At 66.2% G+C, this 18,907-nt stretch carries 20 protein-coding genes and 1 pseudogene; 11 read left to right on the top strand and 10 right to left on the bottom strand.

Going from position 1 to position 18,907, the window contains the following annotated elements; translation table 11 throughout:
* The first annotated feature begins 21 nt into the window (after positions 1 to 21).
* The 4 genes from Sfulv_RS28460 to Sfulv_RS28445 all read left to right on the top strand — a co-directional run bounded on the left by Sfulv_RS28460 (position 22) and on the right by Sfulv_RS28445 (position 4,815).
* Complete coding sequence (locus Sfulv_RS28460) at positions 22 to 570, top strand: 2Fe-2S iron-sulfur cluster-binding protein (RefSeq protein WP_218578077.1); 549 nt, start codon at positions 22 to 24, stop codon at positions 568 to 570.
* A complete protein-coding gene (locus Sfulv_RS28455) occupies positions 567 to 1,574 on the top strand; it encodes an FAD binding domain-containing protein (RefSeq protein WP_173317276.1) in 1,008 nt (335 codons plus the stop codon). Before Sfulv_RS28460 ends, Sfulv_RS28455 begins: the two co-directional genes overlap by 4 nt.
* Positions 1,571 to 3,700, top strand: coding sequence for a xanthine dehydrogenase family protein molybdopterin-binding subunit (locus Sfulv_RS28450; protein WP_173317275.1), 2,130 nt, complete (start codon positions 1,571 to 1,573; stop codon positions 3,698 to 3,700). Before Sfulv_RS28455 ends, Sfulv_RS28450 begins: the two co-directional genes overlap by 4 nt.
* Before the next feature lie 221 nt (positions 3,701 to 3,921).
* On the top strand, positions 3,922 to 4,815 hold the full coding sequence (locus tag Sfulv_RS28445) for an SDR family oxidoreductase (RefSeq protein WP_173317274.1): 894 nt from the start codon (positions 3,922 to 3,924) through the stop codon (positions 4,813 to 4,815).
* 109 nt (positions 4,816 to 4,924) lie between these two features.
* Here Sfulv_RS28445 and Sfulv_RS28440 read toward each other — a convergent pair whose 3' ends face one another.
* Genes Sfulv_RS28440 through Sfulv_RS30945 form a run of 5 tightly spaced genes read right to left on the bottom strand, consistent with a single transcriptional unit; the run spans position 4,925 to position 7,048 of the window.
* Positions 4,925 to 5,524, bottom strand: coding sequence for a hypothetical protein (locus Sfulv_RS28440; RefSeq protein WP_173317273.1), 600 nt, complete (start codon positions 5,522 to 5,524; stop codon positions 4,925 to 4,927).
* Positions 5,525 to 5,530: 6 nt separating this feature from the next.
* A complete protein-coding gene (locus Sfulv_RS28435) occupies positions 5,531 to 5,746 on the bottom strand; it encodes a hypothetical protein (protein ID WP_173317272.1) in 216 nt (71 codons plus the stop codon).
* Positions 5,747 to 5,762: 16 nt separating this feature from the next.
* The gene (locus Sfulv_RS28430) at positions 5,763 to 6,308 is read right to left on the bottom strand and encodes an FtsX-like permease family protein (RefSeq protein WP_173317271.1); all 546 of its coding nucleotides are present in this window, start codon (positions 6,306 to 6,308) and stop codon (positions 5,763 to 5,765) included.
* Complete coding sequence (locus Sfulv_RS30950) at positions 6,305 to 6,589, bottom strand: ATP-binding cassette domain-containing protein (RefSeq protein WP_246353272.1); 285 nt, start codon at positions 6,587 to 6,589, stop codon at positions 6,305 to 6,307. The genes Sfulv_RS28430 and Sfulv_RS30950 overlap by 4 nt, the downstream gene beginning before the upstream one ends.
* A gap of 6 nt (positions 6,590 to 6,595) precedes the next feature.
* Positions 6,596 to 7,048, bottom strand: coding sequence for an ABC transporter ATP-binding protein (locus Sfulv_RS30945; protein ID WP_246353270.1), 453 nt, complete (start codon positions 7,046 to 7,048; stop codon positions 6,596 to 6,598).
* Positions 7,049 to 7,683: 635 nt separating this feature from the next.
* Between Sfulv_RS30945 and Sfulv_RS28420 the strand changes: the two genes are divergently transcribed.
* From Sfulv_RS28420 to Sfulv_RS28405, 4 genes and pseudogenes are all read left to right on the top strand, one after another.
* A complete protein-coding gene (locus tag Sfulv_RS28420; protein WP_218578076.1) occupies positions 7,684 to 8,649 on the top strand; it encodes a GlxA family transcriptional regulator in 966 nt (321 codons plus the stop codon).
* A 478-nt stretch (positions 8,650 to 9,127) separates the two neighbouring features.
* Positions 9,128 to 10,266, top strand: a pseudogene (locus Sfulv_RS28415) (XdhC family protein).
* Positions 10,267 to 10,426: 160 nt separating this feature from the next.
* Positions 10,427 to 10,864, top strand: coding sequence for a nuclear transport factor 2 family protein (locus tag Sfulv_RS28410; RefSeq protein ID WP_173317270.1), 438 nt, complete (start codon positions 10,427 to 10,429; stop codon positions 10,862 to 10,864).
* A gap of 33 nt (positions 10,865 to 10,897) precedes the next feature.
* Entirely contained in the window at positions 10,898 to 11,134 is a 237-nt protein-coding gene (locus Sfulv_RS28405; RefSeq protein ID WP_173317269.1) for a helix-turn-helix domain-containing protein, read from the top strand.
* Between the two features lie 153 nt (positions 11,135 to 11,287).
* On the opposite strand, the gene Sfulv_RS28400 is transcribed toward Sfulv_RS28405, so the two are convergent.
* Complete coding sequence (locus Sfulv_RS28400) at positions 11,288 to 11,521, bottom strand: nuclear transport factor 2-like protein (protein WP_218578075.1); 234 nt, start codon at positions 11,519 to 11,521, stop codon at positions 11,288 to 11,290.
* Between the two features lie 279 nt (positions 11,522 to 11,800).
* Positions 11,801 to 12,532, bottom strand: coding sequence for an SDR family NAD(P)-dependent oxidoreductase (locus tag Sfulv_RS28395; protein ID WP_173317267.1), 732 nt, complete (start codon positions 12,530 to 12,532; stop codon positions 11,801 to 11,803).
* Between the two features lie 87 nt (positions 12,533 to 12,619).
* On the opposite strand from Sfulv_RS28395, the gene Sfulv_RS28390 reads away from it, so the two are divergent.
* The gene (locus Sfulv_RS28390; protein WP_173317266.1) at positions 12,620 to 13,216 is read left to right on the top strand and encodes a TetR/AcrR family transcriptional regulator; all 597 of its coding nucleotides are present in this window, start codon (positions 12,620 to 12,622) and stop codon (positions 13,214 to 13,216) included.
* Between the two features lie 448 nt (positions 13,217 to 13,664).
* On the opposite strand, the gene Sfulv_RS28385 is transcribed toward Sfulv_RS28390, so the two are convergent.
* On the bottom strand, positions 13,665 to 14,297 hold the full coding sequence (locus Sfulv_RS28385) for an isochorismatase family protein (protein ID WP_173317265.1): 633 nt from the start codon (positions 14,295 to 14,297) through the stop codon (positions 13,665 to 13,667).
* Positions 14,298 to 15,425: 1,128 nt separating this feature from the next.
* Here Sfulv_RS28385 and Sfulv_RS28380 point away from each other — a divergent pair.
* Positions 15,426 to 16,061 carry a hemerythrin domain-containing protein gene (locus Sfulv_RS28380; protein WP_173317264.1) on the top strand — a complete coding sequence of 212 codons (636 nt, stop codon included), beginning with the start codon at positions 15,426 to 15,428 and terminating at the stop codon, positions 16,059 to 16,061.
* 499 nt (positions 16,062 to 16,560) lie between these two features.
* Here Sfulv_RS28380 and Sfulv_RS28375 read toward each other — a convergent pair whose 3' ends face one another.
* A complete protein-coding gene (locus Sfulv_RS28375; protein WP_218900482.1) occupies positions 16,561 to 17,160 on the bottom strand; it encodes a TetR/AcrR family transcriptional regulator in 600 nt (199 codons plus the stop codon).
* 424 nt (positions 17,161 to 17,584) lie between these two features.
* Between Sfulv_RS28375 and Sfulv_RS28370 the strand changes: the two genes are divergently transcribed.
* Positions 17,585 to 18,130, top strand: coding sequence for a BlaI/MecI/CopY family transcriptional regulator (locus Sfulv_RS28370; RefSeq protein WP_256669171.1), 546 nt, complete (start codon positions 17,585 to 17,587; stop codon positions 18,128 to 18,130).
* A 166-nt stretch (positions 18,131 to 18,296) separates the two neighbouring features.
* Here the strand turns inward: Sfulv_RS28370 and Sfulv_RS28365 are convergent, their stop codons facing one another.
* Complete coding sequence (locus tag Sfulv_RS28365; protein ID WP_218900481.1) at positions 18,297 to 18,845, bottom strand: transposase; 549 nt, start codon at positions 18,843 to 18,845, stop codon at positions 18,297 to 18,299.
* Positions 18,846 to 18,907 lie beyond the last annotated feature (62 nt).

Genomic DNA, 18,907 nt, shown 5'->3' with positions numbered 1-18,907 from the left:
GGATGTGAAAACGAGAGGCCAATGAAGACAGACCACACAAGCGAAGTCACCCTGCGGATCAACGGCACCGAAGAGAAGGTGCTGGTGGATCACCGTGTCACCCTCCTCGATCTCCTGCGGGATCGTCTCGGTCTCACCGGGACGAAGAAGGGATGCGACCACGGTCAGTGCGGCGCGTGCACGGTGCTGCTGAACGGCCGACGGGCCAACAGCTGCCTGAAGCTGGCGGTGGCCGCTGAGGGTGCCACAGTCGTCACCATCGAAGGAGTCGCTGATCTCACCGAGGGCGACGGCCTGCACCCACTGCAGGAAGCGTTCGTCGCCAACGACGCCATGCAGTGCGGCTACTGCACGCCAGGACAGATCTGCTCCGCCCTGGGCGCACTGGCGGAAGCGGACGCAGGATGGCCGAGTCACGTCACCCCCGATGTGACCGCAGGTGTGAAGTCGGCATCCGAGCTCGGTGCGGAAGAGATCCGTGAACGTATGAGCGGTAATCTCTGCCGGTGCGGCGCCTACCACGGAATCGTTGCCGCCATCACCCAGGTGGCATCGGGGAGCAACCGATGAAGCCCTTCGCCTACCAGCGTGCCGACAGCATCGACGACGCCATCTCCGCGATCGCCAACCACCCCGGGACGGCCTACCTCGCCGGCGGTACCAACCTCGTTGACCTGATGAAGCTCGGAGTCAGCCGCCCGCGGGCCCTGGTCGACATCTCCCACCTTCCGCTGGACCACCTGACGCACCGCGACGGCCACACCGTCATCGGCGCACTGGCGACGAACGCCACCGTCGCCGCCGACCCCGTCATCCGCACCGACTTCCCCGTGCTGTCCGAAAGCATCCTCGCGGGTGCATCCGGGCAGCTGCGCAACAGCGCGAGCACGGCCGGGAACCTGCTGCAGAAGACCCGCTGCACGTACTTCCAGGATGTGAGCAAGCCCTGCAACAAACGGGCCCCGGGCTCGGGCTGCCCAGCCCGCACAGGTGCGCACCGCGACCTCGGTATCCTCGGCGTATCCACCTCCTGCATTGCGACCCAGCCCTCCGACATGGCTGTTGCGCTGTCGGTCCTGGACGCCACCGTGAGCCTGCGCAGTGCTGCCGGGGAGCGCACGGTGAAGCTGCAGGACTTCTACGTGGCCCCTGGCACGACCCCCCACCGTGAGACCGTCCTGGAGCACGGCGAACTCCTCACTCAGGTGGCCTTCCCCGCCCTTCCCGCAGGTGCCACATCGCGCTACCGCAAGGTACGCGACCGCTGGTCCTACGCCTTCGCGGTCATCAGCGTGGCCGCAGTAGTCGTGCTGGACGCCCATGGACGGATCGAGCAGGTCCGCATCGCCTGGGGCGGAGTGGCCCCGCGGCCATGGCGCGCGTACCTCGCCGAAGCCGAGCTCCGCGGCCGCCGGCCCTCTCCGGAACTCTTCGAGCGGACCCTGCGGGCCGAACTGCGCCATGCCACACCGCTGCCGCAGAACGAGTTCAAGGTGGACCTGGTCAAGGACGTGACGACCGCCCTGCTCACAGATCTCGCTCATCCCGCAGAGGACCGGAAGGTGACACGATGACTTCGGTTGGCACGCCGCTCGAACGTCAGGACGCACGGGCCAAGGTCACCGGCACAGCCACGTACGCCTACGAGCACCGCGTCGAGGGTGTGCTGTACGCGTGGCCGGTGACCTCGACCGTCGCCAAGGGACGCGTCGTGGACATCGACATGGACTCCGCCATGGCTACGCCGGGAGTCGTTGCCGTCCTGCACGCGGACAACGCTGCACGGCTCGAGACGAACATCGACCTCGGCCCTGTGCAGCAGGCATCCGTACCGGAGCTGTTCGTGCTCCAGTCGAAGAAGATCGCCTACCGTGGGCAGATCGTCGCCGCAGTCATCGCGAGCTCGGCCGAGGCGGCCCGCGAAGGTGCGGAGAAATTGGTCGTCCACTGCGAGGAACAGGCACACGACGTCGTCTTCCGGGCCCGGGATCCGCGTGCCTATGTGCCGTCCGTGCTCGGCGACCTGGGTCCGGGAAACGTCAACCGCGGTGATGCGGATGCCGCTCTGGAAGCCGCCGAGGTCGTCGTCGACGTCGCCTACAGCACACCGGCCCAGCTCCCCCACCCGATGGAACCGCATTCGACTCTCGCCAGTTGGACGGAAGGGCGGCTGACGCTCTACAGCTCCGAGCAGGGGCCCTCCAACACCAGCCAGGCGTTCGCCGCCCTGCTGGCCATGGACGCCGACGACGTCGAAGTGGTCTGCGACTACGTCGGCGGAGGATTCGGCGCCAAGGCAGCTCCCCGGCCACCTGCGGTGCTGGCTGTTCTCGCCGCGAAGCTGGTCGGCCGGCCCGTCAAGGTTGCGTGGAATCGCCGGTTGATGACCGCGCACGCCACCTACCGGTCACCGACGGCCCAGCGCATCAGGCTCGGCGCAGACGGCCAGGGCAAGCTGAGCGCCATCGTGCACGAAGCCCAGCACATGACCTCGGCACTGTCCGACTACGTCGACCAGACGGCGAGCTCCGCACGCATGATGTACGCCGCCGAACACGCGCGCACCACCGCCACTGCGGTGCGCCTCGACGTTCCCTCAGCAGGCTGGATGCGCGGGCCCGGAGAGACGCCGGGCATGTTCGGCCTCGAATGCGCCATGGACGAACTCGCCCACCGTCTGGACCTGGACCCCATCGAGCTGCGGATCCGCAACGAGCCTGAGGTCGATCCTTCCGACGGCAAGCCGTTCAGCAGCCGCAACCTGGTCGCGTGCCTGCAAACGGGAGCAGAGCAGTTCGGCTGGGTCAGCCGCGACAGGCGTCCGGGAACCCGACGTCACGGTCGGTGGCTTGTCGGCACGGGCGTGGCGGCGTCCCGCTATCCCGTCTTCACCGTACCGAGCCGCGCCTCCGCCACCGCCGAGACCGACGGCACCTTCACCGTAGCGATCGGGGCGGTGGACATCGGCACAGGGTCGCGAACGGTGCTTGCTCAGATCGCTGCGGACGCACTCGAAGTGCCCGTCGCGCGTGTACGCCTGGACCTCGGCCGTGCCTCCTACAGCGCGGCCGCATTCGCCGGAGCCTCCCTGGGCACCGCTTCCTGGGGATGGGCGGTCGACAAAGCCGGCCGCGTCCTCAGAGACCGGCTCCGCGACGGCGCACCGCTGGGAACAACGGTGGACGTTGACACCACCGAGGAGGTGAGCGCCATGCGGGACGTCAGCCGCAACGCCTACGGAGCTCAATTCGCCGAGGTCAAAGTCGATGCCGTCACGGGCCAGATACGGGTGGAAAGGATGCTCGGCGTCTTCGCGGCCGGGCGCATCATCAACCCGCGCACCGCCCGGTCCCAACTGATCGGAGGCATGATCATGGGCATCGGTGGCACCCTGATGGAAGCGGCGGACATCGACGAGACCTTCGGGGACTTCGTCCAGTCCGACCTGGCCGGCTATCACTTCCCGACGCACGCCGACATCGGCGACATCGACGTAGTCATGCTGCCCGAGACAGACGACGAGCTCAGCCCGGTGGGTGGCAAGGGGATTGGCGAGATCGGCGTCGTCGGTGCCGCAGCCGCTGTCGCCAATGCCGTGCACCATGCCACGGGTCGGCGTTTCCGGGACCTGCCGCTGCGCCTGGAGGACCTGCGGAACGCTTCCCCTGCCAGCATGAGTCTCCATCAGAGCCTGCGATGAGCACGTGACCCCTGGTCGGACGTCCGCACGCGGGACACCGGGTGCTCGCAGAGGGGCGGCCCGACCTTCATGACCCCGCATGACCTGTTCCGCGGAACGGCCCGGCGGGTCGGAGCGCTGTGCTCCCTGTCGGCATTCAGCCGACGGATTTTTCACACGGCAGCCACAGCTGGTGACATCACGTTGTGCCCTGGCTGTCACAGACACAAGGAGGAGATGACATGAAGGTACTCGTCACCGGGGCATCAGGCACTGTCGGCAGTCTGGTGGTGCGCAGGCTCGCCGAGCAGGGAGTGCCGGCTCGGGGCGTCGTGCGTCGTCAACAGAGTGCCACTACCCTACGTGGCCGGGAACTGCCGGGCGTGGAGGTCGTGGTAGCTGATCTGGCGAACGAAGCGGCCGTTGCTCCGCTGATGGAAGGCATCGACGCGGTGTTCCTGGTGGCGGCCAATGTGCCCGACCAGCTCGACCAGGAACTGTTCGTGATCCGGGCAGCCTCCGCAGCGGGAGTAGGACGCCTGGTCAAGCTCAGCGTCGGCGGCGCCTCACCTGATGCCCCGCTGGCTCTGGCCCGTGTCCACCATGCGGCGGAGCAGGAACTGACGGCCAGTGGGCTCACGCATACGGTGCTGCGCCCTTCGTTCTTCATGGAGAATCTGCTGCAGTACATTCCCTGGATCGACTCCTCGGGCAGTCTCCCTCTGCCGACGGGCGAGGGCTCCATGTCGATGATCAGCTCCCGTGACATCGCTGATGTCGCCGCGGCCGAACTCATGGACGTCTCCACGGAGAACCGCGACCTGGTACTGACCGGCCCGGAAGCGCTCACCGTCGGCCAGGCCCTCGCTCGGGTGGGAGAGGTCCTGGGTCAGCCTCTCAGCCACCTCGACACCACCCGGGAGGAGTTTCTTCGTCGCTACATGGCTGACGGCAACACCCCCGAGTACGCGGAGGACATGGCCACGCTCTACGACGGCATCCTGCGTCAGGGCTACGGCGCCGGCATCACCGACACCGTGGAGAAGGTGACCGGCAACCCGCCCCGTACCATCACCGACTTCGCGCGGGACCACGTAGCGGACTTCGCTGAGGTCCACGAACCCGTCGGCGACTGACGAGCCCCTTGCGGCAGTACCCGGCCAGACGGACGGGTACTGCCGCTTTCGTGTGCCGCCAGGCGCCCTGCAGCAGGGCGTCATGAAGCGGGGGGCAGCCTGCCGTCCCTCACCCGACGCTTGAGGGGGCGAAGGACGCAGCAGCAGCTTCGCCCGCCGTGCGCTTCGCCGTCAGCGTGAACGCCATGTACTCGGCCGGACTTTGCACACACTGGCCGAGAGCGTCACGCAGGCGTAACTCGTTACGCGGATCCATTGCCCTCGTCCGGATACGGGGCCTCCTGCTTGCCCGTACCGACAGATCGCTCGCGCGTTGAGGATTCGGACAGCGACGGGCCTGAAGACGGTTCCCGAGGTCTCGCTCGGAGGCGAGTGCACGCACGGTGTTCTGGCGCAGGGCCAGCATCGCCGGCACGACAGCAGCGGCCGTGATCAGGACGAGACCTGCACCGACGACTATTCCCACGGCGCCGAGACCGAACGCGGGTGGCATATCGAGCGCCCAGGCACCGATGAGACCGGTGGCAGGCACGGTGGGAACGGCGAGCAGGACGGCCGTGGTCACATAGATGACGGCCCCGGACGCGGCTGCGGCCACGACCGTGGCCGTTGTCCCGCCGCTCACCATCAGCAGGGCGACCTCGCGGTCCCGCTGGCGGCCGGCCATGAACAGCGTGACCGTGGCACCGGTCAGAGACAGCAGCAGCACGAGCCATCAACCGGGCAGGGACACCGGCATGACCGCAGTCCACGTGCGCAGGAGCGCCACCATGAAGACCGGGCTGAGAGCGGACAGAAGACCAGCCGCGAGGGGCCCGTTCAGCATCAGTGACGTCGCCGCCTTCTCCGGATTCGCCCCCGGCAGGCTCATGACGATGCTGATCAGGATGAGAAGCAGGGCCGCGCCGGTGAGCCACCGCGTCGTGCTCATGCTCTTGGTGGCTGCCTCAGGTTCGTGCAGCGCCTGGACAGCTGGTGTCCGGGAAGCACGGCGGGCACCGCGTGAACCCCCGAGAAGCACCATCCCCAGTACGCACGCCATCACTGCGCCGGCGGCAAGCGGACCGAATGCCGGCGTCACGTCCCGCAGGTGCGGCACATCGGCGAAGCAGTAGGCGCAGTAGCGGCACGGCCACTGCGCATCCTGCGGCACCTCCGATCAGGGCCATGTGGGCGAGCTGGGCCTGGACCACCGTGCGGACCTGATGCGGGCCGAGCCCGACCAGCTGCCAGAGGGCGTATGAGCGCTGATGCAGGGCAACTGCCAGGTTGGTGATCGAGCCGAGCACAACTACGGACGTCAGGGCGCTGAGGAGGATGACGGTGCCGCTGATCCCGTACAGGGCGAGGCCGGCGGTGCCACCGATCTCCGTGGCCGTCTGGATGTCGCTGGCGGCAATCGCGCCCACGACGGCGGTCACGGCAGCGGACAGTGCGGCGCCGAGCCAGATGCGCAGATTGTCGATGAGGTAGCCGAGAACCAGACGAATCACGTCAGGCCACCTGACTTCCGCTGCCCGTCACCGCATCGAAGACTTCCTCGGCGCTCGGGCAGCAATTCACGGTGGACGGCGCCGTCTCGCAGGACGAGGACCCGGTCGGCGCGGGCGGCTGCCTGCAGGTCGTGCGTCACCATCACCACCGAGCGGTTCTGGGCCGCGGTGTCCCGCAGGAGAGCCAGGACCTGCCTCCCTGCCTCTGTGTCCAAGGCTCCGGTCGGCTCGTCGGCGAACACGATGTCCGGGCTCATCGCCAGGACTCGGGCGATGGCCACCCGTTGCTACTGCCCGCCCGAGAGTGTTCCCGGCTTCTGCCGGGCCTGCCCGCTCATGCCTACGGCCGACAGCGCAGAGTCGACTCGTGCGCGGTCGGTCTTGCGACGGGCCAGCCGGGCGGGCAGAGCCACGTTCTCCGCTGCGGTGAGCGAGGGAATGAGGTTGTAGGACTGGAAGATGAAACCCACATGGTCACGTCGCAGCCGAGCCTGCGCTCTGCGGTCAAGAGCAGCCAGATCCTTCCCGAGCATGCGAACCGTTCCCTCGGTGGGAGGCTCCAATCCCGACATGCAGTACAACAGAGTGGATTTCCCTGAGCCGCTCGGTCCGACGATGGCGACGAACTCGCCGCGTGCGACGTCGAGTGAGATACCTCGCAGTACTGGGACCGGTGCCTGGTTCGTTGCTGCAGGCATGACCTTGCCAAGGTTACGTATCTCAAGAAGATGTTCGTTCATACCTAAGATCCTGGTGGTTGGGGCGGGTGAATACGTCCCTCCGCCGGACGTTGCTGCCCAGCCCTCAGAAGGACACGTCCCCTACGGGGCAGGACGTTCAGGACGGCCACCTGCTGCGGCCGACCCGCCGAAGAACAATCGCCACCGCTTGCTCCTTACCGTCACGGAAGTCTCGGAGACGACAGGACCGGACGGGGGAACCAGCTTTGCCGAGCCCGGCCTGCGCGGAAGGCGTTCCTCACGCAACGTTGCGCCTCGCTTCAGGCGGGTTGCCGGCGACTTCAAACGTGCTGCTTCCCCACCCCGCCGCGCCAGTACCGATCCTGTGTCGAAGATCAGCCGCCGCGGAGGGTGGGACGATACGTTTGTGCGAGCCCAGATGCCACCCGCGTCGCCCTGGGCACGCCTCGCGTCTCCTGTCCTCTGCGGGGCCCGCGCCACCCGCGGTCCCGTGGGTCCCAGGGACTCGACCAGTGACCTCCCTGGTCTCCCAGAAGCCCTGGTCAGGCGAGCATGGGGCAGGGTTTCTCTACCTTTGGACGAGAGATCCGCCGACGGGTGTGAACAGCGGGTAAATGATTAGAGATACCTCTAAACAATTGACACATCATCCAGTCGTTTCCTACGATCACTCCATGAACGGATCGGTACCGGACATGGCCGGAACACGTAGAATTGCCCTGCTTGTGGTCGACGGTGTATCCATGCTGGATATTGCCGCGCCCTCGGAAGTCTTCGCCGAGTCACGGCACGCGAGCAGCAATTATGAACTCGTCATCTGCTCTCCCGACGGCAAAAACATAAAGACGGGCAGTGGCCTCTCTCTGCACGTCGACTCCGACGCCCACGACGAAGGGCCGCTCGACACCGTAATCATCGCGGGAGGCTGCAGCATGCCCACCCGCGCCCTCACCTTCGAGCACATCTCCGCGGCACGCCATCTGGCAGGACGCGCAAGACGCGTGGCAAGCCTCTGCACGGGCGCCTTCGTCCTGGGAGCCGCCGGCCTCCTCGACGGCCGGAAGGTCACCACTCACTGGAACCACACCCAACGACTGCAGGACCGCTACCCACAGGCCGAAGTCGTCCATGACAGCGAGCTCGTCACGGACGGCAACCTCATCACCTCAGCCGGGGAAAGCGCCGGGATCGCACTGACCCTGCACCTCCTCAGAGAAGACCAGGGCAACAAGGTACACAGCGTGGTCGCTCGGGATCTCCTGGTCTATCAACCGCCGGACAACGATGTCGCCAGTACAGGAAAGCTCATCCCCCGCAACCCCCTGGTCCGCAAGCTCACCGAGGAGATCCTTGCGGACCCCACTGCGCAGTACACCCTGGCAGACCTCGCCCGGCGCGCTGCCGTCAGCCCTCGCCACCTCTGTCGCCTCTTCCAGGAAGAAGTGCAGACGACACCCGCCAAGTTCGTCGAGCAAGTGCGGTTCGACAGCGCCCGCTCGCTTCTCGACAACGGCGAATCAGTCACCAACGCTGCCTTCATGTCGGGCTTCGGAAGCATGGAAACCCTGCGGCGTACTTTCATCAGTCGTCTGGGAATCTCACCGCGGGCCTACCAGCACCGGTTCAACACCGTGGCGTAGAAGGGGCGTGTCCGCCGACGCCCTGCCCACTGCGTTCGCGGAGTCCCGGAGGACAGCGATCCGATCCGAGCCTGCGTCTGGAGAAGACGAGCTCCCAGCATGTCGGCAGCTCACCGCTTCACCCGTTGCCACCCACAGCTACCAACCCCCTGTACCCGCATGTCCGCAGATGGCACCCACCAAAACAGGCGCATGCGAACTTGAGGTCTCCCGCGCAGGCCGACGGCTCAGCAGCCCCGGAACGATGCGACTCCGGGCCCTTCCGTCCCGTACGCCTGGCGGCAGGCCATCCCTGCCGTCGCGCCCCACCCCCAGGCCCCTCGCGCGCACTCCGCGCCCGACAGCCTCTACTGTGCCCCTGCCGCACTCCTGGCAGTTGAATCGTGCGCGACGCTCCTCTGGACATGGCCGGCCCTGCTGTCCCTGCAGCGCACCATCAGCATGACCCGGGCGTGTTCAAGGCCGACTGGAGATTTGAATGCTGGACATCGCCGAGGAGTTGTCCCGTTGGCTCAGCGAGGACCGCGACTTCGCCATAGCAACAGTTACCGCTGTCAGTGGCAGTGCCCCCGTGCACCGGGCGCCGCCCTGGCTGTGGCTTCCGACGGAACTGCCGTCGGATCGGTCTCGGGCGGTTGCGTGGAGGGCGCTGTCTACGACCTGTGCCAACAAGCCCTGCTCGACGGTGCCACCGTGCTGGAGCATTTCGGATACAGCGACGAGGACGCCTTCTCGGTTGGACTGACCTGCGGCGGCAGCATCGATGTGCTGGTTACTTCGGTACGAAGGACGGATGTTTTCCGGACCTTTCTCGCGTCCGTCCTGGCTGTTGCTGTCTCGGGCAAGGCAGCCGCGGCAGTACGGGTGGCAGATGGCCCGGAGGAACTGAGGGGCCGTGGACTGCTGGTCCTGCCCGACGGGTCCCATCAAGGCGGTCTCGGTGATCATCCGGACCTGCAGGCATCCGCTGTGGCAGCAGCGTGCACCGCTTTGACGACAGGACGGACAGCCACGGTGGTCGTCGGGAGCCCGTACAGCGGCGCATCGCTCACCTTGCTGGTGGAGGTGCGTGTCCCGGCGCCTCGAATGATTGTCTTTGGCGCCACGGATTTCGCCGCCGCGCTGATTCCAGCGGGGAAACTCCTCGGCTATCACGTGACGGTGTGCGATGCCCGTTCCGTCTTCTCCACGACCGCCCGATTCCCCGCAGCCGACGAAGTCGTCACCGATTGGCCGCAGCGCTACCTGGCGGGCACGCAGACGGACGAACGAACTGTGCTCTGCGTCCTCACGCATGAAGCCAAGTTCGACATACCACTCCTTCAACTCGCCCTTCGTCTTCCCGTCGCCTACGTGGGCGCCATGGGCTCCCGGCGTACGCACACCGACCGCCGGCGCAGACTGCGTGAAGCCGGGCTCGACGAGGACGAGCTGGCAAGGCTCCATTCACCCATAGGCATGGATCTCGGCGCCCGCACACCCGAAGAGACCGCTGTGTCCATCGTCGCGGAAATCGTCGCTCTGCGGTACGGCGGAAGCGGGGTTCCACTCCGGGCGTCGGGCACCCCCATTCACAGGAAACTCTTGACCCCCTGCCCAGGAGACGCGGCAAGGTGAGCCGCGCGGCCAACAACCGGGCAGCTGTCACCACTTGCACTGGCCCGAAACCGGACTCACAGTCGCCTTAACGGGTTCGTTGACGGACTGCCGCAGCATCTCCCGACACCTCATCATCGTGAGCGGACCCCGGCCGCCTCACCCACCAGCAATTAGGGATGTGACCAAAATTTCTGCAAGCACTGCTCGTTCGGCACGCTTCGAAATTATCTGTGACCAATGGGAGAAGGCTTGGAATGATTTGGACGGTGATGCGGTAGCAGCACTGTGTGCAGACGACCTGCTCTATGACGAACCTGCGCTGGGGGACACGCGGCGTGGCCGCGAGCACGTCCGTCAGCATGTACTGAGCATGGCTCGGAATTTCCCGCAGGGCTCATCCTCTTTTACGCGCATCGGGCTGTACGTAGAGGCGGAGCGTGATGCGATCGTGGTTGCATGGCGTTTCAAAGGAACCCCGAAGGGTGGTGACCGAGCCATCGAGTTCCATGGAGACGACCGGTTGGAAGTCGGCCAGGACGGGCTGATTCACTCCTACCGGGGACTGTACGACAACCGGCTCGTGCGTCGGCTGTTCCGCGAAGCACAGGGCCATTGACGGCAGTGCAGGTGGAGCTCGTGGCGTGAGAGAATGGGCGGGGTCGGACCACTCTGCCGTGCCCTGGCCCCGCCCTTTCCCTCACGCCACACCCGCTGGTGCAAGGCCAGTTGCTTCGACCAGGCGTTGCTTGCTCTCGCCGGTCTGCACAGGAACAAGATGTTCTCGCAGCGCGGAGCCGGTTTCGGGACACCCTGGGCCGCCTGGCGGCACGTCAACGAGACCTTGGATGTCCTGGTCTCCTGGGCGCCCGCACCCCCCAGGCCGTAACCGACGACCTGGCCGCGGAGCGCCCGGCTGAGAGCTCCAGAGCGAACGCGTCTTCGCTCAGCTGAAGTCCTGACGACTGTTCCAGCAAGCAAGACGCTTCACCCCCCATTTCGGCACCCATGTCCAACCCGCACATGCCCTGTTGACCTGTGACTACAGACTGGCGATGCCGTCCCGCACCGACTTGCCCCAGGCCACACCTTCGGCATGCGTGTTGGCGAAGTCAGGGTCCACATAGATGTGGAGCCGCTTGATGAGTTCACCCTCGAACTCGAACACATTACAGAACAGCCCGAAGGAGTAAACGCCGTCAGGGAAGTCCACGCCTGACGTCGTTGTTCCCTTTTCCGCACCCTCCACAACCACGTGACTCCCGGACGTCAGCACAGTGAAGTCCTCGATCTCGTGCTCGAGCGACGCGATTCCCCGTGCGAGCCCCTGAGCGAATGCTCCGATCTGCTCCTTCCCCGCGCGAGGCCGAACTTCGGGTAGAACAGACGAGCATCTTCGGTGAAGAGGTCGATGACCGCGGGATTACCAGCGTCCACCATGCGGAAATATCTGATAGCGATCTCTTCGCGACGCTTCCGGGTATCACTGTGGCCGTTCATTTTTTTCTCCTGGTACGTGTGCGTGGTGCGCTTTCGCGCTGGTTGAGGGGCGTGGTCAGACCTGTGCCTGGCCTCCGTCGACGAACCAGTCGACGCCGTTGACGAAGCTGGAAGCGTCCGAGGCCAGGAACGTCGCCACGGCGGCGATCTCATCCGGGCGGCCGATCCTGCCGAGCGGCACCCCTGAAGCGAGCTGGTGGTCCGGACCCACGACGCCGATCAGGCCCGGGGTCTCGGTCGGACCGGGGCTCAGCACGTTCACCCGAAACTTCCGTTCCTGCGCGCTGAGCGCCCAACTGCGCACCAGGTTACGCAGCGCCGCCTTTGATGCGCCGTAGATCTCCAGGCCCGGTCCGGGGCGGAGGGCGTTGGTCGATCCCGTCACTATGATCGAGGCGCCGTCCGACAGCAGGGGCAGCGCCTTCTGTACCGTGAAGATCGTGCCCTTCACGTTCGTACCGAAGGTGGCGTCGATGGCTTCCTCCGTGATCTCACCGAGACGCTGAGGGACAGCGCTGCCGGCGTTGGCGACAAGTACGTCGATGCGACCCGCCTCCTGGCTCACGAGCGAGTAAAGGTCATCGAGGTCCGTCTGCACCGAAACATCGGCCCTCACACCGGTGGCCGCCGGCCCGATTTCAGCGACGGCCGCGTCGAGCGGCTCCTGGCGGCGACCGGTCAAAAACACCCGCGCCCCCTCCGCAGCGAACCGTCTGGCGATGGCGAGCCCGATGCCGCTGCCCGCTCCGGTGACTACCGCCACCTTGCCTGCGAGTACTTCCGTCATGACACCCTCACTCTTCGGTTCTTGACTGGTTCGTCCATAACGTTAGTTGTTATGGACGAACCAGTCAAGAACCGGTAAGCTACTCCCATGGCACGACCGAGGAAGTTCGACGAGCAGCAGGTACTGGACACTGCCCGGGAGCGGTTCTGGTCGGGTGGGTACGCCGCCACGCGGATGGAGGACATTGCCGAGGCAACGGGGCTCGGCAAGGGCAGCCTGTACGGCGCGTTCGGCGGAAAGCAGAAACTGTTCCATCGCGTGTTCGACGACTACTGCGACTCCGTCGTCGAAGCTGTGAGTCTGCAGCTGGGCGGCAGCGACGCAGACGCCTACGCACGGCTGTCCGCCCACGTCTACGCGGTGGCGGCGGCGACTGCCGCAGACACTGCCCGCCGCGGATGCCTGTTGGCCAAGGGCGCCGCCGAGCTGGCCGAACACGACGAGACGGTGGCCAAGCGGGCGCGCGCGGCCATGGAGTCGCTGCAGGCGCTGTTGGAGAACGACATCGCAGCATGTCAGCGCAATGGCGATATCGCTGCGGACGCGGACACGGGAAAGTTGGCTGCGTTGGCGCTCGCCGTGCTGCGCGGCATGGAAGCGCTCGGCAAGGCCGGAGCGAGCGAGGAAACACTGACCGACATAGCCTCGGCAGCCCTTGCCGCATTGCCCCGCACCGCTCCCTGAGCCCCTGCTCAGCGTTGCCCCTCCAGCGTGAGGGTGGCTCCGGCAACGGGCGTCATGCGACGGGAGCTGGATCGGGGCCTGCGAAAGATTCACCCAGGACTTCAGCCGCCGGCTGCCGGGGTCGGTGAGGACCAGCACGGTGACCCCCCTCCACGACGAGCGCATGGGACAGGTCGGGTGCGGCAGGGTGGCCGCCCCATGAGGCATCCGGAGCACCGTGGCGGAGATTTCAGACACCTCAATCAACAGGCCGGAGGCCCCGCTCGTTGCGCTTCACCACCGCTCGCTCGGGGCCGACTCGAAGAGGCTCGCCGAGGGCTTCGCGGGGAGCACGATCTGAGGCCGGTTTCCCCGCCGTCGGCGTGATGCGAACAGCGGCTGTCGGAGCGCGCCGGGCTCACCGGGCCGGCCGCGCCATCGCGTTCGGGCACGGGCTGTCCGTTCGCGGTCAGCCCGGCTGGCCGAGTGCCACCGCCGACTGCAGGGCGTGCAGGTTCTTGTTCATGCCCGGCTTGAGTGCCAGAAGGTCGTAGTACACCCCGACGGACTTCTCGTCGTCGTAGGTCCGCTGGAACTCGGAGGCCAGGGACAGCCATGAAGTAGGTGTGACGCCCAACTGAACGAGGCGGGTAACGGCGGCGTCGTGAATGGCCGGCGTCTCCCCGGCGGTCGCGTCGATGACGAGCGACACCTCATAGTCACGGCGCAGGGCGCCCAGGGCGGTGTGCACGATGCACCCCTCGGTCATCAGGCCGGCGAGGACCAGGTGTTTCCGGTCCATGGCCGCCACTGCGGCTTCGAAACCCGGGTGATCGAACGCATCGAATGAGCCTCCGCGGTGCACGACTGGGTGCTCGCCCAGGAGGGCGGACAGCTCCGGGTAGAGGGGGCCGCGAGGATCCTGCGCGGGGCCGAGGGTCACCACGAGAGGTACCTCATAGCCCAGTGCCGCCTTGGCCAGGCCCACGGCCCCGTTGACGTTCTCGCTCACGGTCTGAGACGTGAACACGTTGGCGAAGCCCGTGACGTAGTCGATGAGGACGATGCCCGTATTGTCGGCGGATCGGCGATCTATGTGCATGACAACTCCTGAGCGAGGTGCTCTTTATTCATTAGAGAGCTCCATGAGACTGGTCCTCAAGATACACCTGCTCAGCGCTACACCTGTTCGCCGACCGGTGAGGCGAACACGCAAAGCAAAGGTTCCTCGCATCGCTCCGGGCCCCGGGCTCCCGGCTCCTGGCTCCTGGCTCCTGGCTCCTGGCTCAGCCGGAGTGCATGCCGGGGGTCCGATGCCTGCTGCCGCAGTCCCGTCGAGGCGCAGGCCGCGGCAGGACGGCAGTACGCGGAAGGAGGTGTCGCCCATGGGCGGGGTTCCTGTTCTGCGGGCCGGAGGGTCAGGACGAAGCCGATTGCCGACGGAGAGGAGGTGCCCTGCCACGACGCCTTCACCAAACAGTCGGGGCGCGCCGCGCATTCGACGACATTGACCCCGCAGGCGCGAAAAGAGCCGGGGGCACGCATGGTGCCCGCAGGGGTTCCGATGCGGCTCCTCGGACGGCAGCCGCCCTGGCGAGATCCTGCGCGTCGGCCATGAGCTCGATCAGGTTACGGTCGCGCCGGTGGAGCACGGTGCCCATTGCAGGTGTCGTCCCGGCGAAGGTCCTTGAGAGCGGTGCTGCACTGAGGCCGGCGCTTCTCTTGAGTGCCGGCCTTCTCCCACGTGGACGCGGACGCACCCGGTTCCTTCAGCGCATGGACCCGCCTGGAGGGGCGGCTCCTCGCAGGGCTCCCGGGTGCAGCCGAGCCGGTTGCCGAGGCACTCCCAGGCAGCGAGCAGTCCCGACTCGGGATCAAGGCTGGGCCGCCGTGGCCGACCGGAGCCATGAGTGGTGTGAAGGCAGATCACGAGACCGGACTTCAATCCGGTGATCTGCACGTATCGACCGGAGCAGTGGGCGACGAAGCCGAAGGGCTCGGTTCGGCATGCCGATCCGGATGCTGCACACAGCGCGGGCGCGGTGCGCGCTCAACGAGTTCAGGGCCTCCTTGGACCACGCCCGTACTTGCCGCCCGTCATAGGTGGCGTGCTTGTTCTGCGGCGCGCATCCCGCTCAAGGGTGCAGATCGTGCCGGGATGCCGACGTATACCCTCCACAAGCCGTGAAGGGTTTACATAGAGTGCCATCTATCGATTAGAGTCCACACTATGAATCGTTCTGGTACGGAAGCCGTCGCTGTTACTGAGACGCGCCTGTCCCATGGCTTGCACCGTCGCGCCACCACGCTGTTGTCGCAGGCTGCACTGCGTCCGTCAGCACCTCTCGCAGCTGTCGCCGAACTGCGCGACTACCTGGTCAAGAACCTGCACCACCACCACAAGACGGAGGACCAACAGCTCTGGCCGATGATTTCCGCCGTTGCTCCGGAGGCAGCCGAAGAGCTCGCCGCCCTCAGCAAGGAGCACGACCAGCTGGACGGGGCGCTTGATGCGCTGGAAAACGCTCCGGCCGAGAGCGACGCCGACCGGGAGGGCCTGCACCGAGCGGCCGAAGTGGTACGTGATCTCGTCCACCGCCACCTGGACCACGAGGAACCCATCCTGTTCCCCGCCCTGGAGAAGCTGCCCTCCGAAAGCTGGGCGGACTTCTCGCAGGAGGTCATCATCACCTCCCCCCCGGAAGCGGCGCACCTGACGGTGGGGTTCTTCGACGAGGTCGGGACACCCCAGGAGGTGGCTCTCATCCTGTCGGGGCTTCCTGCACCTGCGCTGGAGTTCGTACCTGTCATGCGGGAACAGGCCCGGGCAGCACTTGCAGTACTTTCTGGTGCGGGCGCGAGCTGAAGAACCGGCTCAGGTTCAGGTGTCGTCCGCCCTTCTGAGCACCTCGGAGGGCCCCGGCCCACCCGCTGCACCGAATGGCCCATGCCAGTACCGCGGCGTCACGCCACCGCTTTGGCGGTGACCCACGTGTATCCCTATGAAATCGACGATGTCGCCGGCGCCAGAGCATGAGCAGGCTCCGAGCCGTAGGTACTCCGGCGCCGGCGACAGTCGATACGGCATGGTGACCGTACGTCGCGTCGACGGAGTACGGCACTCCGCGTGGTCATCTGCGGTTCCCACCGGCATAGAAACGCTCCACCGACCAGCGGTCGTTGCCGACGATGCCTTCTTCCAGTCCGCGGAGAGAAAGCACCGGAAGCGTCAGCGGCGTCAAGAGAGGACCCGCGAGACCCCAGCGATAAGTCAGGGGCTCCGTCAGAGCGTGCTCAGGAACTTCTCGCCGGACGCGTACGCCGGCGGCGAGGGAGAGCTTGCCCTGAGGCAACGGACGGACCCGCTACCGCTCGACCTCAGGGTCTGCGAGCAGTGCCCATTTTGCTGCTTTCGCCAGCCATTCCTCGGCATCATCGAAACTCCAGTGCCGGTGGCCGACCAGGCTGAACCAGGCGTCCTGGCCCAGGTGGAACCAGAGCAAGTCGGCGGCCTTGTCCGTGGTCAAGTCCGGACGCAGCGCATTGAGGTCCCGCAGCCGCTCAGCGATGAGCGTGAGCACCTTCATGAACTCCGCATTGCCTGCCGCCAGCACCGCTGCAGCGGTGGGCTCGGCATGGCACTGGGGCACCAGGGCCTCCAGCATTTGCCAGTGCCCCTCGTGTGCTTGCCGTGTCCCCTGCGCGGTGGCGTTGATGACCTCACGCGGATCCTCGGTCTCGGTGATCTGACGCATCGTACGCGCAACACTCGGGTCTTCGATGGCGGGGATAAGCAGTTCCATAAGGATTTCCGCCTTGCCACCCGTACTGCTGTAGACGGTCTGCGTCGCCACTTGAGCAGTCGCGGCGATCTTTCCCACCGTGACGGTGGAGTAGCCTTGAGCGATGAAGAGGTCCTCGGCCGCCCGCAGGATCGCGGCACGAGTCTCAGAGGCTGAGCGCATGCGCCTCAGGGAGTGATAACTCCTGGTGCTCACCATGCTCCTTACTCCACCGACGGATTCCCTTTGTCGCATACCTTACCCGTTTGCTGCAGAGCTGTGGCCAATGGGCGGACAGCCGACGTGCGGGGTTGGTTACCTCACGAGATGAGTTGCCCCGCCTCCATATCGGTGGGCGCGTTCACCTCGCAGCGGGTGGCCTCACGCCAAGGACATGCCGTTCGGCACATACCTGAACCATGGCCGCGGGGCTCGTACCAAAGGGGGATGTTGCCTGGCTTATCCAGCGGACATCGCTCGGCCTGCAGCGGCCACCTCAAGCCATACTGGCCATATCGTGTGCTTTTGTACGTTCCCGGCGGCTCTGCCTCGGCACGGCCCGTGAGTACCATGCGCAGCGTCACCCACGAACAAAGGAATAATGGCTGTGAGTGAATCAGCCCCCGCACCACTCAAGTCGCGCTACGCGGAACAAGCCGCCGCGGACCTGGAGGAAAACCGCCGCCGGCAAGCAGAACTGATGAGTTACGTGGAGGCGCTACGGGAGGAGGAGGCCCTGTTGGTGAACATCTGCAACCTTACCGGGCCGTCTTCGACGGCGCCTGCACCGCGCCGGGCACAAGAAGGCGTCTCTTCGGGAGCCCCCGCAGCACCGGGGCAGCACCGCGCCGAAGTTTCCCCGGACTTGCCTGCGAGCGGTCGCCATCGGCCCGAGAAGCAGGCCACCCCGAAGGGCGGCGACAAACAGCCCCTGCTCAGAGACCTCGTCCTGAACCTGCTCCGCACTCAAGGCGAACCACGCCTGGCCAGGGAGGTGCATGAGGAGTTCCTGCGGAAGCACCCGGGCCGGAACCCCTCTGCCCAAGTGGTCCGCAACACGATCGAGGGGCTCGTCGCCAAGGGCCACGTCCAACGGCACAAGCAGGGACGATCCGTCATGTACTCAGTAAGCAACTCGGAGGCCACTGCATAGGTTCCGTTCAGGAGTCGACCTCGTGCCGGCCGCACGACTTGACCAGCACGACTGGTCACTGCCGGAGCCAGGTGCGGTACCCGCCCGTTGTCGGAGCGTGCACTTTTAAGGGCCGCAGCAGGCAAGGGCGGGACCTGCCTGATCGGCCGAAGGCGAGCGCTTACTTCTACTGAGGTTGTAGGCGTGGTGTCGTGAATGTGAGTCCGGTCGCGGTGAGGCATCCGTCGATGAGGTGGCCGCGGTACTGGATCTGGCGGAGGCCGTGTCGTAGGCGGCGGATGAGGTGGTCGGGGTCGGTGAAAGCGGTGTTGGCCTGGGTGGTCCGCCGGAGGATCGACCAGATGCTTTCCACCGGGTTGAGGTCGGGTGCGTAGGGCGGCAGATGGTAGGCGCTGATCCAGCCCTGCGCGTCGATGAAGGCCCGCATGCGGCGGTCCTTGTGGACGTTCAGGTTGACCCAGATGAGGATGATTGGCCCGTGGAGCTGCCGGTGGGCGGCGATGAGGAGGTCGCGATACTCGGTCCAGGCGAAGCTCTTGCGCCCGCCGCTCCGGTGATCGGTATGACGTTTGGGCCGGTAGATCAGGCGAGAACGTTCGCCAGGTTTGTAGCAGCACAGGGCCGCAGTGGAGAAACGTATCTGAGAACGGCCGCGGACCCGGATAACCGGAGTGGTTCCGCGCCGGCCCCAGGTTCGAGAGGCCGGCGGCGTCATCGAGGATCCGGCCTCGTCTTCGAAGACGATCCAGGCCCCGAGCGCCCCGCGGTAGTTCCAGG

Source organism: Streptomyces fulvorobeus (assembly GCF_013167895.1).
GTDB classification, from domain to species: domain Bacteria; phylum Actinomycetota; class Actinomycetes; order Streptomycetales; family Streptomycetaceae; genus Streptomyces; species Streptomyces fulvorobeus.
The sequence above is the reverse complement of the archived record's forward strand: the minus strand, read 5'-3'. Positions and strand labels throughout refer to the sequence as shown.

What these genes read in the sequence shown, in the direction of transcription:
- Sfulv_RS28385 (WP_173317265.1), bottom strand. Translation starts at nt 14,297, where the DNA reads ATGCACATAGATCGCCGATCCGCCGACAATACGGGCATCGTCCTCATC.
- Sfulv_RS28395 (WP_173317267.1), bottom strand. Translation starts at nt 12,532, where the DNA reads ATGACGGAAGTACTCGCAGGCAAGGTGGCGGTAGTCACCGGAGCGGGC.
- Sfulv_RS28375 (WP_218900482.1), bottom strand. Translation starts at nt 17,160, where the DNA reads ATGCGCTCAGCCTCTGAGACTCGTGCCGCGATCCTGCGGGCGGCCGAG.
- Sfulv_RS28420 (WP_218578076.1), top strand. Translation starts at nt 7,684, where the DNA reads ATGAACGGATCGGTACCGGACATGGCCGGAACACGTAGAATTGCCCTG.
- Sfulv_RS30945 (WP_246353270.1), bottom strand. Translation starts at nt 7,048, where the DNA reads ATGAACGAACATCTTCTTGAGATACGTAACCTTGGCAAGGTCATGCCT.
- Sfulv_RS28365 (WP_218900481.1), bottom strand. Translation starts at nt 18,845, where the DNA reads ATGACGCCGCCGGCCTCTCGAACCTGGGGCCGGCGCGGAACCACTCCG.
- Sfulv_RS28435 (WP_173317272.1), bottom strand. Translation starts at nt 5,746, where the DNA reads ATGAGCACGACGCGGTGGCTCACCGGCGCGGCCCTGCTTCTCATCCTG.
- Sfulv_RS28460 (WP_218578077.1), top strand. Translation starts at nt 22, where the DNA reads ATGAAGACAGACCACACAAGCGAAGTCACCCTGCGGATCAACGGCACC.
- Sfulv_RS28450 (WP_173317275.1), top strand. Translation starts at nt 1,571, where the DNA reads ATGACTTCGGTTGGCACGCCGCTCGAACGTCAGGACGCACGGGCCAAG.
- Sfulv_RS28455 (WP_173317276.1), top strand. Translation starts at nt 567, where the DNA reads ATGAAGCCCTTCGCCTACCAGCGTGCCGACAGCATCGACGACGCCATC.
- Sfulv_RS28380 (WP_173317264.1), top strand. Translation starts at nt 15,426, where the DNA reads ATGAATCGTTCTGGTACGGAAGCCGTCGCTGTTACTGAGACGCGCCTG.
- Sfulv_RS28390 (WP_173317266.1), top strand. Translation starts at nt 12,620, where the DNA reads ATGGCACGACCGAGGAAGTTCGACGAGCAGCAGGTACTGGACACTGCC.
- Sfulv_RS28445 (WP_173317274.1), top strand. Translation starts at nt 3,922, where the DNA reads ATGAAGGTACTCGTCACCGGGGCATCAGGCACTGTCGGCAGTCTGGTG.
- Sfulv_RS28405 (WP_173317269.1), top strand. Translation starts at nt 10,898, where the DNA reads ATGGGCGGGGTCGGACCACTCTGCCGTGCCCTGGCCCCGCCCTTTCCC.